The organism is Devosia psychrophila, from assembly GCF_000971275.1.
Classification (GTDB): domain Bacteria; phylum Pseudomonadota; class Alphaproteobacteria; order Rhizobiales; family Devosiaceae; genus Devosia; species Devosia psychrophila.
Genome location: NZ_LAPV01000056.1, coordinates 1 through 13,846 on the forward strand (window position 1 = coordinate 1; position 13,846 = coordinate 13,846).

12 protein-coding genes and 1 riboswitch are annotated in these 13,846 nt (G+C 61.9%); of the genes, 6 read left to right on the forward strand and 6 right to left on the reverse strand.

Going from position 1 to position 13,846, the window contains the following annotated elements; genetic code table 11:
• Window positions 1–252: 252 nt before the first annotated feature.
• Window positions 253–453, reverse strand: coding sequence for a hypothetical protein (locus tag WH91_RS24080; protein WP_244542428.1), 201 nt, complete (start codon window positions 451–453; stop codon window positions 253–255).
• A gap of 403 nt (window positions 454–856) precedes the next feature.
• Here WH91_RS24080 and WH91_RS04320 point away from each other — a divergent pair, with 403 nt between their 5' ends.
• The 3 genes from WH91_RS04320 to WH91_RS04330 all read left to right on the forward strand — a co-directional run bounded on the left by WH91_RS04320 (window position 857) and on the right by WH91_RS04330 (window position 4,239).
• Window positions 857–2,032: a phosphoserine transaminase gene (locus tag WH91_RS04320; RefSeq protein WP_046169788.1), complete on the forward strand. Its 1,176-nt coding sequence runs from the start codon at window positions 857–859 to the stop codon at window positions 2,030–2,032.
• A gap of 162 nt (window positions 2,033–2,194) precedes the next feature.
• Window positions 2,195–3,778: a phosphoglycerate dehydrogenase gene (serA, locus tag WH91_RS04325; RefSeq protein ID WP_046169789.1), complete on the forward strand. Its 1,584-nt coding sequence runs from the start codon at window positions 2,195–2,197 to the stop codon at window positions 3,776–3,778.
• 239 nt (window positions 3,779–4,017) lie between these two features.
• A complete protein-coding gene (locus tag WH91_RS04330) occupies window positions 4,018–4,239 on the forward strand; it encodes a type II toxin-antitoxin system HicB family antitoxin (protein WP_046169790.1) in 222 nt (73 codons plus the stop codon).
• A gap of 2 nt (window positions 4,240–4,241) precedes the next feature.
• Here the strand turns inward: WH91_RS04330 and WH91_RS04335 are convergent, their stop codons facing one another.
• Both WH91_RS04335 and WH91_RS04340 read right to left on the reverse strand, forming a co-directional pair.
• Complete coding sequence (locus tag WH91_RS04335) at window positions 4,242–4,808, reverse strand: NUDIX hydrolase (RefSeq protein WP_052952583.1); 567 nt, start codon at window positions 4,806–4,808, stop codon at window positions 4,242–4,244.
• 19 nt (window positions 4,809–4,827) lie between these two features.
• A complete protein-coding gene (locus WH91_RS04340; protein ID WP_046169791.1) occupies window positions 4,828–5,772 on the reverse strand; it encodes a DMT family transporter in 945 nt (314 codons plus the stop codon).
• Between the two features lie 158 nt (window positions 5,773–5,930).
• On the opposite strand from WH91_RS04340, the gene WH91_RS04345 reads away from it, so the two are divergent.
• Both WH91_RS04345 and WH91_RS04350 read left to right on the forward strand, forming a co-directional pair.
• The gene (locus WH91_RS04345) at window positions 5,931–7,220 is read left to right on the forward strand and encodes an adenylosuccinate synthase (RefSeq protein WP_046169792.1); all 1,290 of its coding nucleotides are present in this window, start codon (window positions 5,931–5,933) and stop codon (window positions 7,218–7,220) included.
• Between the two features lie 48 nt (window positions 7,221–7,268).
• Window positions 7,269–9,248: a hypothetical protein gene (locus tag WH91_RS04350; RefSeq protein ID WP_046169793.1), complete on the forward strand. Its 1,980-nt coding sequence runs from the start codon at window positions 7,269–7,271 to the stop codon at window positions 9,246–9,248.
• A 227-nt stretch (window positions 9,249–9,475) separates the two neighbouring features.
• Here the strand turns inward: WH91_RS04350 and WH91_RS04355 are convergent, their stop codons facing one another.
• The 3 genes from WH91_RS04355 to thiB all read right to left on the reverse strand — a co-directional run bounded on the left by WH91_RS04355 (window position 9,476) and on the right by thiB (window position 12,853).
• Window positions 9,476–10,114: an ATP-binding cassette domain-containing protein gene (locus WH91_RS04355; RefSeq protein WP_046169794.1), complete on the reverse strand. Its 639-nt coding sequence runs from the start codon at window positions 10,112–10,114 to the stop codon at window positions 9,476–9,478.
• The gene (locus tag WH91_RS04360; RefSeq protein ID WP_046169795.1) at window positions 10,101–11,690 is read right to left on the reverse strand and encodes an ABC transporter permease family protein; all 1,590 of its coding nucleotides are present in this window, start codon (window positions 11,688–11,690) and stop codon (window positions 10,101–10,103) included. The genes WH91_RS04355 and WH91_RS04360 overlap by 14 nt, the downstream gene beginning before the upstream one ends.
• Window positions 11,691–11,848: 158 nt before the next feature.
• The gene (gene thiB / locus WH91_RS04365) at window positions 11,849–12,853 is read right to left on the reverse strand and encodes a thiamine ABC transporter substrate binding subunit (protein WP_046169796.1); all 1,005 of its coding nucleotides are present in this window, start codon (window positions 12,851–12,853) and stop codon (window positions 11,849–11,851) included.
• A gap of 69 nt (window positions 12,854–12,922) precedes the next feature.
• Window positions 12,923–13,021: riboswitch (TPP riboswitch) on the reverse strand.
• Between the two features lie 62 nt (window positions 13,022–13,083).
• Between thiB and WH91_RS04370 the strand changes: the two genes are divergently transcribed.
• Window positions 13,084–13,743 (forward strand): thiamine diphosphokinase, encoded by a 660-nt coding sequence (locus WH91_RS04370; protein WP_158409514.1) that lies wholly within the window; start codon window positions 13,084–13,086, stop codon window positions 13,741–13,743.
• The last annotated feature ends 103 nt before the right edge of the window (window positions 13,744–13,846 follow it).

The window sequence follows — 13,846 nt, forward strand, 5'->3', positions numbered from 1 at the left end:
GCGCCCCTGTTCGAGGCACGCACTCGATCACCCCAAAACAGCAAAACCCATAGCGCAACACCTGCGGACCACGGGTTCCTGCATGAGAGGCTTTCGTACGCCAAGAGGCACCCGAAACCCTTCACCACAACGGACCTCGGGAACAAGATGCTGGTTCTTGTTCGATATCGCTCAAACTCTCGCGGTGCCTGTACGCGCTTGGGCAAAGGCATATGACGCCGACCCCCAACTGAGATCCAAGCCAAGCCTGCATCAAGTGCGTTTGCCACGTTCGTGAGGAGGGGCATTGAGTGCCAATCGCATTTGCTCCTCAACAATTTCACAAGCGGTCCGGTCAGCCTCTAACGCAGCGCGTTTGATGTCTTTGATCAGACCGGGATCCAGATAAATCATAAACGGCCTACGACCATCCTTGCGAGGCGGCGCTTTTGGGACTTTGTCGACTTCAGCCACGAAGATGCTCCCGGAAAGATCAGGCTCGCTTGGTTTTTCGCGTTTTGGGGAGGCGATACCTGTGCGCGCCCCACTTTAGCGCAGCGGCAGCCAAAATACAGCGAGCCTTTCACAAAGCCTCTCAGTCGATTCAGCGCGATTTCTAAGTGCACGAAGGCTGGCCGATGATCTCGGCTGGGGGGCGTCGGCATTCGTTACCTGAAAGTTGGTTGAGACCATTGATTTTCCACAGACTCCGCCATCGTTATGGGTAACCGAAAGGGGAAATTATGGGTTCCCTTCTACATCTTGCGCCTAAAAGACTTATTGACGGCGCCCCGGCATCGGGCGTATCTCCCGCCTCAGGACATCTCGCCCTAACGCGAGACGCATAGACCTGGGAGGGTCGCTGAATATGGCTCCAATGCCCCACATCGCGCCGGCGGTTAAACCGGCAAACCCCAATTTTTCGTCGGGCCCTTGTGCCAAGCGTCCTGGGTGGACGGTTGAAGCGCTTGCCAATGCGCTGGTTGGTCGGTCGCACCGCTCCAAGCCCGGCAAGGCGCGCATCCAGCGCGCTATCGACCTGACGCGCGAACTGCTGCAGGTTCCGGCCGATTACCGCATCGGCATCGTTCCCGCTTCCGACACCGGCGCCGTCGAAATGGCGATGTGGTCGATGCTCGGCGCCCGTGGCGTCGACATGCTGGCCTGGGAAAGCTTCGGCGAAGGCTGGGTCACCGACGTGAGCAAGCAGCTCAAGCTCGAAGACGCCCGGATCATCAAGGCCGGCTATGGCGAATTGCCAGACCTCGGACAGGTGGATTTCGACCGCGACGTGGTGTTCACCTGGAACGGGACGACGTCTGGCGTCCGTGTTGAAAACGCCGACTGGATCGCTGCCGACCGCAAGGGCCTGACCATCTGCGATGCCACTTCGGCGGCGTTTGCGCAGAACCTCGATTTCGCCAAGCTCGATGTCGTGACCTTCTCTTGGCAGAAAGCGCTGGGTGGCGAAGCTGCCCACGGCGTTCTTATCTTGTCGCCGCGTGCGGTCGAACGCCTCGAGACATATAAGCCCGACCGGCCGCTGCCGAAGATTTTCCGCCTGACCAAGGGCGGCAAGCTGCTCGAAGAAGTGTTCGAGGCCGCGACCATCAACACGCCCTCGATGATCTGTATCGAAGACGCCATCGATGCCATGGAATGGGGCAAGTCGCTGGGTGGCCTCAGCGCCATGCAGGCCCGCGCCGATGCCAATTTCAAGGTGCTGGAAGACTGGGTCGCCAAGACCGAATGGGTCGAATTCCTCGCCAAGACGCCGGCCAACCGCTCCAACACCTCGGTGTGTTTCTCGATCGTCGATCCTGCCGTGACGGCGCTCGATGGCGACAAGCAGGCAGCGTTTGCCAAGGCCATCGTGTCGCGCCTCGACAAGGCCGGCGTCGCCTATGACATCGCATCCTACAAGGACGCCCCCTCGGGCCTGCGCATCTGGGCCGGCTCGACCATCGAAGCGTCCGACCTAGCGGCGCTGGTGCCCTGGCTGGACTTTGCGTTCGCGGAAGAGCTCAGCGCGCTCAACAAGGCCGCTGCCTAAACATAGAAACCCCCACCCAACCTCCCCTGATAGGGGGAGGGGCTGATCGAGTTTTTGGCACTATGTTGCCTTGAACGCGGAGCCGTTCCTCCCCCTATCAGGGGGAGGCTAGGTGGGGGTATCCCCTTCAAAAACTCTCGATATTTTCAGGGACTCCCCCCAATGCCCAAGGTTCTCGTTTCCGACAAGCTCAGCCCGACTGCCGTCCAGATTTTCAAGGATAATGGTGTCGAGGTGGATTACCTGCCCGATCTCGGCAAGGACAAGGATAAGCTGCTCGAAGTGATCGGCCAGTATGATGGCCTGGCCATCCGCTCGGCCTCCAAGATCACCGAAAAGATCATTGCTGCCGCGACCAATCTGAAGGTCATCGGCCGCGCCGGCATCGGTGTCGACAATGTCGACATTCCGGCTGCGACCAAGAAGGGCATCATCGTGATGAACACCCCCTTCGGCAACTCGATCACCACGGCCGAGCACGCCATTGCCATGATGTTCGCACTGGCCCGCCAGCTGCCGGAAGCCGATGCTTCGACCCGCGCTTCGAAGTGGGAAAAGAACCGCTTCATGGGCGTCGAGGTCACCAACAAGACCCTCGGTCTGATCGGCGCCGGCAATATCGGCTCCATCGTTGCCGACCGCGCCATTGGCCTGCGCATGAAGGTCATTGCCTTCGACCCATTTCTGACCCCCGAACGCGCCCAGACGCTGGGCGTCGAAAAGGTCGAGCTCGACGACCTGCTGGCCCGCGCCGATTTCATCACGCTGCACACGCCGCTGATCGACGCGACGCGCAATATCATCAGCGCCGAGGCCCTGGCCAAGACCAAGAAGGGCGTCCGCATCATCAACTGCGCCCGTGGCGGGTTGATCGACGAAGACGCGCTGCTTGCGGCGCTGAAGTCCGGCCAGGTTGCCGGCGCGGCGCTCGACGTGTTCCTGCAGGAGCCGGCCGAGAATAACCCACTGTTCGACCTGCCCAACGTCATCTGCACACCCCATCTTGGCGCAGCGACCACCGAAGCGCAGGAGAACGTGGCGCTGCAGGTAGCCGAGCAGATTTCGGCCTATCTGATGAGCGGCGAAATCACCAATGCGCTCAACTTCCCGTCCATCTCGGCCGAGGAAGCGCCGATCCTGACCCCATGGGTCAAGCTTGCCGAAACGCTCGGTTCGTTTGCCGGCCAGCTCACCGAAACGGCGATTACCGGCATCAAGATCGAGTTCGAAGGCACCGTCGGCCTGCTCAACACCAAGCCGATGGTGGCCGCTGCGATCAACGGCGTGCTCAAGCCGTCGCTGGGCGATATCAACATGGTTTCGGCGCCGCAGATCGCCAAGGATCGTGGCATCGTGGTCGAGACCACGACACGTGATCGCCAGGGTGCCTATGAGGGCTACATTCGCCTGACCATCACCACCGAGCGCCAGGAGCGCAGCATTGCCGGCACTATCTTTGCCAATGGCAAGCCGCGGGTCATCCAGGTCAAGGACATCAACATGGAAGCCGAGCTGTCGCCGTCCATGCTGTATGTGACCAACGAGGACAAGCCAGGCCACATCGGTCGTCTCGGCACGCTGCTCGGTACGCTGGGCATCAACATCGCCAACTTCAACCTCGGCCGCGTCGAAGTCGGCTCCGACGCCATCGCGCTGGTGTCGATCGACGGCACCCTGACCGAAGCACAACTCGGCGAAATCGCCAAGCTCGAAGGCGTCAAGCAGGCCAAGGCACTGCGGTTCTGACATGTCAAAGCGTCTTGATCAGATGCGGAGGCATCCGCAATCGGATTGGACAAATAGTGACGTAGCAGCGCTTTGCCGCGAGTTTGAAATAGTGTGTGAGCCGCCTCGCGGGGGTGGCTCACACTACAAGATTTATCATTCGGCGATGACCGAGATTTTGACGGTGCCTTTCAAAAGGCCCATCAAGGCAGTAGATAGCAGGCGGTTGGTTGCATTCGTGACCGAAGTGGATCGGCGCCATGGCAAGCCTTGAATACCCAGTGATCGTTTCGCCTCTTCCGCCAGAAGATGGTGGGGGCTTCAGCACAACCGTGCCCGACTTGCCCGGCTGCATGAGCGATGGCGACACGCCAGAAGAAGCCATTGCCCACTTCCAGGATGCCATCGGCGTTTTGATTGAAGCCGCAATGGATATGGGGCGCCCGATTCCACGCCCATCCCGCCATCTGGCTATCGCTTAACTTTAGCCGATCATCCCCAACCGTGCCCATGCCTTCGGCGTAATCCCCGCCAGTTCCTCCACCGCCGCCCATTTGGCGGCATGAACTTCTTCTGCCTGATGTACCAGCGGCGTCGCTGGGTCCGCGATGAACAGATATTGCAGGTCGTGGTGGACATGCGGCTTCTCGTGGCGCGATGGCTTGCCGGGGACGTCGTGGCTATCGATGACGAACGGATTGTCCGTTCCGGCGTGCCAAGGATGCAGCGTTAGGCCAATTACCGCCGTCTCCTCGACCGCTTCGCGTTCCGCTGACTGCCAGAAATAATCTGCGGGTTCGTAATGACCACCCGGCTGCAGCCAGCGGCCGATGGTGGCGTGGTCGATCAGCAGAGCCTGTGAATGGTCGGGTGACAGGACGATGGCGCTGGTGGTCAGGTGGCCGGGCATGGTGCTGCGCTGATTGAGATGATCGCCCTGTTCGATCTGCCATTGCAGTAGCGACAGCATCTCCCGCGGCCCGGCAGTTTCGCGCAGATACTGCTGCACCAAGGCCTCGATATCGGTTAGAAAGTGTTCGTCGGTCGGCATGGTGCTTGTTCCGTCCACGTCAGACTCTATGCCTCGCCGACCATTCGGCCAGCACAATGCCGGCGATGATGATGGCCGCGGCTATGTAATGGTAAAGCTCCAGCCGTTCGCCGAGGATGAGGACTGAACCGAGCGTGCCGAACACCGGGATCAGGTTGTGGCTCGGCGCGGCGCGATTGGGGCCGACCAGTTCGACGCCGCGGGCATAGGCGATCTGGCTGAACATGGATGGAAACACCATCACATAGGCAAGCACGGCCCAGACCACCGGCGACATGCTGGGGATGGTGGCGTAGCTGGTGAAGCCGGGGCCGAACAGCTGCAGCATGACGAGGCCGGTGATTGCTGCGCCGGTGAATGCCACAGCCATGAAGCTCATCATGTGGACCTGCGGTCGAAACCGCAGGGCCAATGTGTAGGCCGTGTAGGTCAGGCAGGCCAACAGCACGAAGCCATCGCCGATATTGATGTCGAGCGTCAGGATGCGCCGCAGGTCGCCATGGGTGGCGGTCAGCATGACGCCGGAAATGGCAATCAGCACGCCGATGATCTGCAACGCCTTGGCTCGCACCCGAAAGACGACAAAATTGGCGGCGAGAATCATCATGGGCAGGGCGCCGGTTTCGATGGAAGAATTGACCGCCGTGGTTGTGGTCAGCCCGACATAGAGCAGAACATTATAGAGCGCATAGCCCAGCGCACCGAAGGCCATCAGCAAGGGCCAGGTGCGGCGGATCACTGGCCAATCAACCGCTAGGAAGCGCCAGGAGAAGGGCAAGATAAACAAGGTTGCCCCGACGCAACGTGCGGAAAGCAGCAGAAACGGGTCGATTTCGCCCACTACCAGCTTGGCCGCAACGACATTACCACCCCAGAACAGTGGTGCCAGAATGAGAAGCAGATAGGGCTGGTCGAGCACTGGCGCGGAAATGCCGCGATTTTGGTTATCTAGCGGCTTTGTCATCGTCGCTCGGGTGATGTAAGGACAATCGGACTTAGCAGTTATTCGGTCACGTTCAAACTCATACCCAAGGTGACCGGGGGGACAGACGTCCAATGGGATAAGGGTGCGGCAAACAGGCCGGGCCCTTTGCGTCGCGCCTATCTGGAGAAGGTATTTTCATGGCTAATGTGGTTGTCGTCGGCTCGCAATGGGGCGATGAGGGCAAGGGCAAGATTGTCGACTGGCTCTCGGAGCGCGCCGATGTGGTGGTGCGCTACCATGGCGGCCACAATGCCGGCCACACACTGGTCATCGATGGCGTCAGCTACAAGCTGGCGCTGCTGCCTTCGGGCCTGGTGCAGGGCAAATTCTCGGTCATCGGCAATGGCGTGGTGGTCGATCCACACCACTTCGTGCAGGAGTTGGCCAAGCTGCGGGCGCAGGGCGTCGAGATCACCCCTGAAATCCTGCGGATTGCCGATAATGCACCGCTGATCCTGTCGCTGCATCGCGAGCTCGATGCGATCCGCGAGGACTCCAATTCGGGACTCAAGATCGGCACCACCAAGCGCGGTATCGGTCCGGCCTATGAAGACAAGGTCGGCCGTCGCTCCATCCGCCTGATCGATTTGTCCGAACCAGATACGCTGATGGTCAAGATCGAGCGCCTGCTCGGCCACCACAATGCGCTGCGTCGCGGCATGGGCCTGGTCGAGATCGAGGCGCAGAAGATTTATGACGAGCTAATCTCGGTTGCTGCTGAAATCCTGCCCTTTATGGACCAGGTCTGGAAGGTGCTCGACGACAAGCGCAGGGCCGGTGCGCGAATCCTCTTTGAGGGTGCGCAGGGCGCATTGCTCGACAATGACCACGGCACCTATCCGTTCGTTACCTCCTCCAATACCGTCGCCGGCCAGGCTGCTACCGGTTCGGGCCTTGGTCCGACGTCCATCGGCTACGTGCTGGGCATTACCAAGGCCTATACGACCCGGGTCGGCGAAGGCCCGTTTCCCTGCGAGCTGGATGACGAAATCGGCCGCCACCTGGCGACAGTCGGCAAGGAAGTCGGCGTCAATACCGGTCGCCCGCGTCGCTGTGGCTGGTTCGATGCCGTCTTGGTGCGCCAGACCGTGAAGACCTCGGGCATTACCGGCATTGCGCTGACCAAGCTCGACGTGCTCGATGGCCTCAAGGAGATCAAGGTCTGCGTGGCCTATGAACTCGATGGATCACGCATTGATTACTTGCCTGCCTCAATGGGGGCTCAGGCCCGCGTTAAACCGATTTATGAGACCCTCGAAGGCTGGTCCGAGACCACTGCCGGCGCGCGCAGCTGGGCGGATTTGCCGGCACAGGCGATCAAATATGTAAGGTATATCGAAGAACAGATCGGCGCCCCGGTGGCGATGCTGTCGACGAGCCCGGAAAGGCTCGATACCATCCTTGTCGTTGACCCATTCCAAGACTGATATTTTTTGTTACAACACGTCGCTGCAATTGTGAGTACCAACTAACCAATGGCGGACTACAAGGAGCTGTTGCGCCGGGCTGTCTCGGCGCTTCCCGAGAACAATGGGGCTGTCCGTAGGGCAGTTTATGAAAAGGCGCGCTCGGCCCTCGTGGGGCAGTTACGCGCCATCACGCCCCCATTGCCGGCACGTGAAATCACCCAGCATCGCCTGCAGCTCGAAGACTGTATCCGCCAGGTCGAGCAGGAAGCCAGCGAGGCCGTCATCACGCTGGGTCGTGATAACGTGCTCTCGCCACGCATTTCTTCGCCGCCGCCCGCCGCACCTCGCCCCGAGCCCGATGCCGCAGGGCCGGTTGAAACACCGTGGCCTGTCGAGGCGCCCAAGGTCGTAGAGACGCCACGGGCGGTCGAGCCCCCTCGACTTGTCGAGGCTCCCAAGCTCGCTGTAAACTCGACTGTAGTTCGGGATACGATGTCCATCGAGGATATCATTTCCCAGGCTGCGGAAACCTCGGGCGCTCCGGTCAAACTGGTCAAGCAGGTCGAATCACCGGCCGAGAGGACGGTCCCGGAACTGCGCTCGTTTCCATCTATAGTGGCGCGTGCCGAAGCGGCAAAAACCGGCCCGACCTCGCCATTGCCCCAGCCGTCCAATGCTCGACCGATCGAAGCGCCCCTCAAGGCGCCCAGTTTTGAATCCCGCCGCGAGCCGTTGCCGCAGGCTGCAAACTCCGTGGTGGAGCCGACGCGCCCGGCGCCACGCGTCGAACCTTCGATGGGCAACCAGGCTGTTGCCCGCCAGCAGGTCATCGCGCCAATCGCCGTTGTTGCAGCGCCGCCCGTAGACAGGGCTTTGTCGACCGTGCGGGAGGTCGAGGTCGAGCGCGACCCAAGCGAAGCGGAAGGCGTCATCGAGCGTGCTATCGAAACGCTGGACCGCGAAGCTCGTGGTGAATCGACCTCGGCGCCGCCGGAGCGCTCGCTCGACAGCTTTGCCATGGCCAATGCCGGCAATGCTCCCGACGATTCCGGCTTTGCCGATGCCCCGCCGCCATCGCGCGGTGGTGGCGGTCTCACCATTTTCCTCGTGGTCTTTGCAATCCTGCTGGCCGGTGTCGGGGGCGCCGGGTTTTGGGCATGGCGTGAAGGCTATGTCGATCTCGACCAGATGTTCGGCCAGGCCACGGCGCCGGTAACGGAAACTGCAGACGCCACCACCACGCCGACGCTCGATCCAATCCAGCCGGTCGATAGCGCTGCCGGCCCAGGCAATACGTCGGCCACCGCAACGACCGATCAAGTTGATCCCGAACTCAGCGGCCTGTCCGCCGATGAACGGCTTGAGCCAACCCCGCAGGCGGTGCAGCCCACGGGAACGGAAACCGTGCTGCCCGACATTGGCACCGGCGAAATCAAGAGTGAAGAGCGCCTGCCGGGTATCGAAGCCGCGACTGCCGCTGCCAACGATCCAGCGGCATCGGTCGATCCGGCCGTGCTGGCCGGCAGCCAGTCACTGTTGCTGGAAGCCAGCCAGGATGGCACGACCGGCGCCGTTCCCTTCTCGGGCACGGTGGAATGGAGCGAAGGCGTCGATGAACTGGGCCTGCCGACACTCAAGGGTACGGCCAGTATTCCGGCGCGTAACCTGGGCGTCGATATCACCATCCGCAAGAACTCGGACCCAAGCCTGCCGGCCAGCCATCTTATGGAAGTCGATTTCAAGGTCAGCGACACCTTCATCGGCGGCACCATTGCCAACCTGCCGGGCGTGTTGCTTAAGGATGAAGAACTGGTGCCGGGCACGGCTCTGGTCGGTGCTTCGGCACGCGTCGTGGGCAATTCGTTCCTGTTCGCGCTCAGCGCGACGCCGGCCGATGCGACGACCAATACCGACTTGCTCGAAAACCGCCGCTGGATGGATTTGGCTGTGGTCTATGGCACGGGCCGCAATGCCATCATCACCCTCGAAAAGGATGACACGGCGCAGGTCCTGTTCGACAAGGTCTTTGCGACCTGGGCGCAGTAGCGCCCGGCTCGTCGCTCACGCCAGTTCACACGACCTCGTCCTTCGACGGGCTCAGGTTAAGTCTATGCACAGATCCAACCCACCCACGGGTTTTCCCTCGGACTTGATCCAAGGGTCTTTCACCGCCTATGCCGGGTTGATAGTGGCCCTCGGGTCAAGCCCGAGGGAGAAAGCGGTGGGGTGTTCGCATCTGGGCGCAGTAGCGCCCGGGTCAGTGCCTAAAGCTACTAGATCGCCAACAATTGCCCATCCCGCAGCACATAACGCCTGCTTGCCAGCGTCTCGACATCATTCGCATGGTGGCTGACCAGTATGGTGTGCCAGCGGTGGCGGACGGTGAGTGTGCGCACCAACTCGCGGATGACCACGCGCGTTTCGTCGTCCAACGCTGAAAACGGCTCATCGAGCAGCAGCACCGGCCGGGCTCGCAGCAGGGTCCGTGCCAGGGCGACGCGCTGTTTCTGTCCACCGGACAGGGTCCCGGCCTGCTGGTTGCCCAGGCCATCCAGCCCAACTTCGGCCAGAGCCGCCGCGATCTTCTGTCTCTGCTCGGCCTTCAGTGTGTGTCGGGGCAGGCCGAGGGCTATATTGCTGGCGGCACTCAAATGCTCGAACAGGCTTTCCGACTGGAGCAGCAGCGACAGCGGCCGCTGCTCAGGAGGCAGTGGCACAAGGTTTTCATGATCGAGCTCGATCTGGCCCGATATGGGCACCAAGAACCCTGCCAACAGGTCGAGCAGCGTGGATTTCCCCGACCCGCTGGCGCCCGACACGGCGGTGACCTCGCCGGCATGCGCCAGCAGCGAAAACTCGTAAGGCACGGTCTGGCGGGGATGGGCGAAGGCCAGCTTTTCAACGCGCAGCATGGGCGATTCTTTCAAACAGCTTGGGCAAGCCGACAAAGGCCACAACGGTGCCAATCAGCAGGATAGCGGCGATGGCCGCGGCATCATTGCCGCGATAGGAGCCGAGCGCGCGGAACATCATCAGCGGCAGGGTCTGGAAATCCTGAGTGCCGAACAGGGCTATGACGCCGAGGTCGCCGAGCGAGAAACAAAAGGCCAGCGCCAGCATGACGCCGATATCGCGGCCGATCAGCGGATATTCCACGGAGGCGAACTGCTGCCAGCCGGACAGACCCAGCGAGCGGATCAGCTTTCCACGGGTGCGGGCGATTGCTTCGAGTGGCGGTCCAAGCGTCGCCATGGCAAAGGGCAGGGCGAGCAGGCTATTGGCGAGAATGACGACAAAGGGGGCGGCAAAGGATGCCTCAAGGCCCAGTTGACGCACCAGCAGGAAGAAGCCGAGCGATAGCACGACGGCCGGCACGGCGAGATAGGCAAAAGCTGGCATGCCGAGCAGCGTCCTCACTATGCCCCGGCCGGTGGCTCCGCGGCCCAGCGCCAGCGTGAGGGCGAGTGCAAGCGTCAGCAGTGCAGAGGCTGAGCCAATCAGCAGGCTGCTGGCCGTAGCCCACCAGAAGCTGGGCTTGGCGACGATGCGCCCGATGCCGGAGCTGAGGCCGTCGACCAGCACCGACAGGAGCGGCAGGGCGAAACCGACAAGGCAAAGTCCCAGTACGGTGATTTGCAAGGCTTGTGCCAGCCCGGCATCGCGCCAGCGCGGCGCGGTCGAGGCGCCGAAGCTGGTGGGGATCGGCGCCAGAGCCGACGCGGCGAGGATTACCAGCGAGCAAACTGCAATCTGGGTAGTGGCCAGATAGACGGCGCCGACCAGATCGAAATCCTGCCGCACGGCAGCGTAGATTGCCACTTCAAGCGTCTGGTTGGCCGGACCGCCGCCCAGCATCAGCACGATGGGGAAGCTGGTGAAGGCGAGCAAGAAAATGATGGCGGCAAGGCCAGGAACAGTGCCGCGGATCGCCGGCAAATCGAGCAGGGTGAAGCGCTGCCACGCCGAGAGACCCAGCGACTGCCCGGTCTTGAGCCGGGCGCTTGGGATGGCATCGAGCCGTGCCAGCATGATGCGCGCGGCAAAGGCCCCGTCGAGCACCACATGGGCCAGCAAGATACCGCTCAGCCCAAACGCCGGATTGCCAATGGACGTGCCGAAGAGCGCCTCGCTGGCCCGATTGATCCAGCCATTGCGGCCCCAGATCGACAACAGCCCAAACGCTACAACCATGCCCGGCGTCACGATGGCCGAAGCGAACAGGCCAACCACCATATCCCGCCCCGGAAAGCGCAAGCGGTTGAGCGACCATGCCAGTGCCGCGCCGACAAGGAGCGACAAGACTGCGGTCAGGCCGGCCTGGATCGAGGTCATGCGCAGCAGGTGTGGGATATCGATGCGCGATCCGGTGCTGTTACCCGTCGCGGCAGCCATGATCGCCCAGAGCACCAAGGCAATGAGCGTGGCGATCGCGGTGGCAAGGGTTAGGGCAGCGAGGATACGGATGGGGCGATGAGGGAGGGTCAGCATGACTTTTGTCCCAATCACCGGGTGGCACCCTCCCCCTTGAGGGGAGGGTTGGGGCGGGGGCTGCTTGGGCACGAGGCCTGCGGGCTAGCGTGCACCCCCACCAAACCTCCCCCGTCAAGGGGGAGGTGCTGCATTGCATTCGTGGCCATCTCTGCGGCTTACTGCACAGCCGCCAGCATCTGGTCGATCCAGCGCTGGCTGTTGGCCGCGATGTCTTCGTCCGTCAGCGTCAGCGTCTTGGCCGGTTGCGGCAGGGTAGCGAAGGCCGGGTCAAGCGCGTCGCCGATATCGGTCACCGGGAACATCCAGTTGGTCGAGGGGATGAGCTTCTGCCCATCCATCGAAGTCAGATACGCGAGAAACTGCTTGGCCAGTTCCGGCTGGTCAGACGACCTCAAAATTCCCGCTACTTCGGTCTGAGCCAGATGACCCTCGCTAAAGATCGCAGCATGGATGGTGTCATCGCCCTCGGAAATGATGTGATAGGCCGGCGAAGTGGAATAGCTCAGCGCCATGTCGGCCTCGCCGGTCAGGAACAGATTGTAGCTCTCGCTCCATTCGCGCGTCACGGTCAGGATATGTGGCTTTAGCCCGGCCCAGATTTCCGGCGCACGGTCGCCATAGGCGGCAGCGATCCACAGCACGAGGCCAAGGCCCGGCGTCGCCGAACGCGGGTCCTGCACCACGATCTTGAAGTCCTCGGGCAGTGCAATCAGCTCCTCGAACGACTTCGGGGGCGTCGCGACGGTGTCGCTGTCATAGACAAATGCAAAATGGGCATAGTCGAATGGCACGAACTGTCCATCGGTCCAAGGCTCGGGGAGGCTGAGCCCCGACAGGTCGAGACCATGATCGGCGAACAGGCCGGTGGCGCGGGCTTCGCCGGCAATGGCGGTATCGAGCCCGACGATGATGTCGGCTTCTGTGCTGGCGCCTTCGAGCTGTACGCGGCGCAGGGTGCCGATGGAGCTGTCTGCTGCTACCCACTCGACGGTACAGACGCACGTGGCCTCAAAGCCGGCCTTGAGGCCCGGGCCGGGGCCCCATTCGGCGGCAAAGCCGTCATAGGTGTAGATGGTGAGCTTGGGCAGGTCCTGCGCAAAGGCAGGAGACGCGATAAGTCCCGTAAGGACCGCAAGCGCCAGACGGGTGGATTTGACCATGGGTCATCCCTTCATTGGTTTGCGGCCATGAGTGAAGGGATGTGTGTCAATGGTGAGGGCGTCGAGAGGCCCTTGCCATCTCGAACTTCCTCCGCCAGCATGACCTGGTTCAGGTTCAATGGGTAACTCTCAGCTCCGGAAACCTCCGGAACACCCCAGCGAGACACCTCACACTTAATGAGAGCTTTGTGACAGTGCAAGACACTTCCGTTCCCATGGCGGATGCGCCAATGGTCGTATCCGCCAGACCCCTGGCGATTGTTGGTGGCGGTGCCGTTGATGCCAACCTGCTGGTGGAACTGGCCGAACGCGGCGTCATGCTGGTAGGTGCCGATGGTGGCGGCGATGCGATCGGCGCTGCCGGATTGGTCCCAGCCGCCATCATCGGCGACCTCGATTCGCTGAGCGATCGTGCCGCCTGGGAGGCGCGAACACGTGTCATCCACATCCCGGAACAGATCACCACCGATTTTCAGAAGGCGCTGTATTCGACGCGGGCGCCCGTGACGCTGGCGCTGGGCATGACCGGCAAACGGCTCGATCACACGCTGGCTGCGCTGAGTGCGGTGCTGCAGTTCGCGCCGAGCCGTAAGCTGCTGCTGGTGGATGAGGTGGATGTGGCGCTGGCGGTGGTCGGGCCGATCAGCTTCGAGGCAGGCCCCAAGGAGCGCGTCTCAATCCATCCGCTGCTGCCGATCAGGTTTGATCATTCATCGGGACTGTTTTATCCGATGGACGGTCTGACGCTTGAGCCAGGCGGGCTGATCGGCACGTCCAACGAGGGGACCGGTGGGAATGTCGAGGTCGTGCCCGCTGACGATACACCGTGGCTGCTGATCCTTGGCAAGGAGCGGTTGTGGGATCTGATGGCGGCGAGCCAAGAGCGCTAGCCCCCACGAACTCGGTGTCATCCCGGACTTGATCCGGGCTCCATCCTGAGATGATTGGGCCCGGTCGATGGCTATTCGAGCTACTTTGCGGCGGGGGAACAAT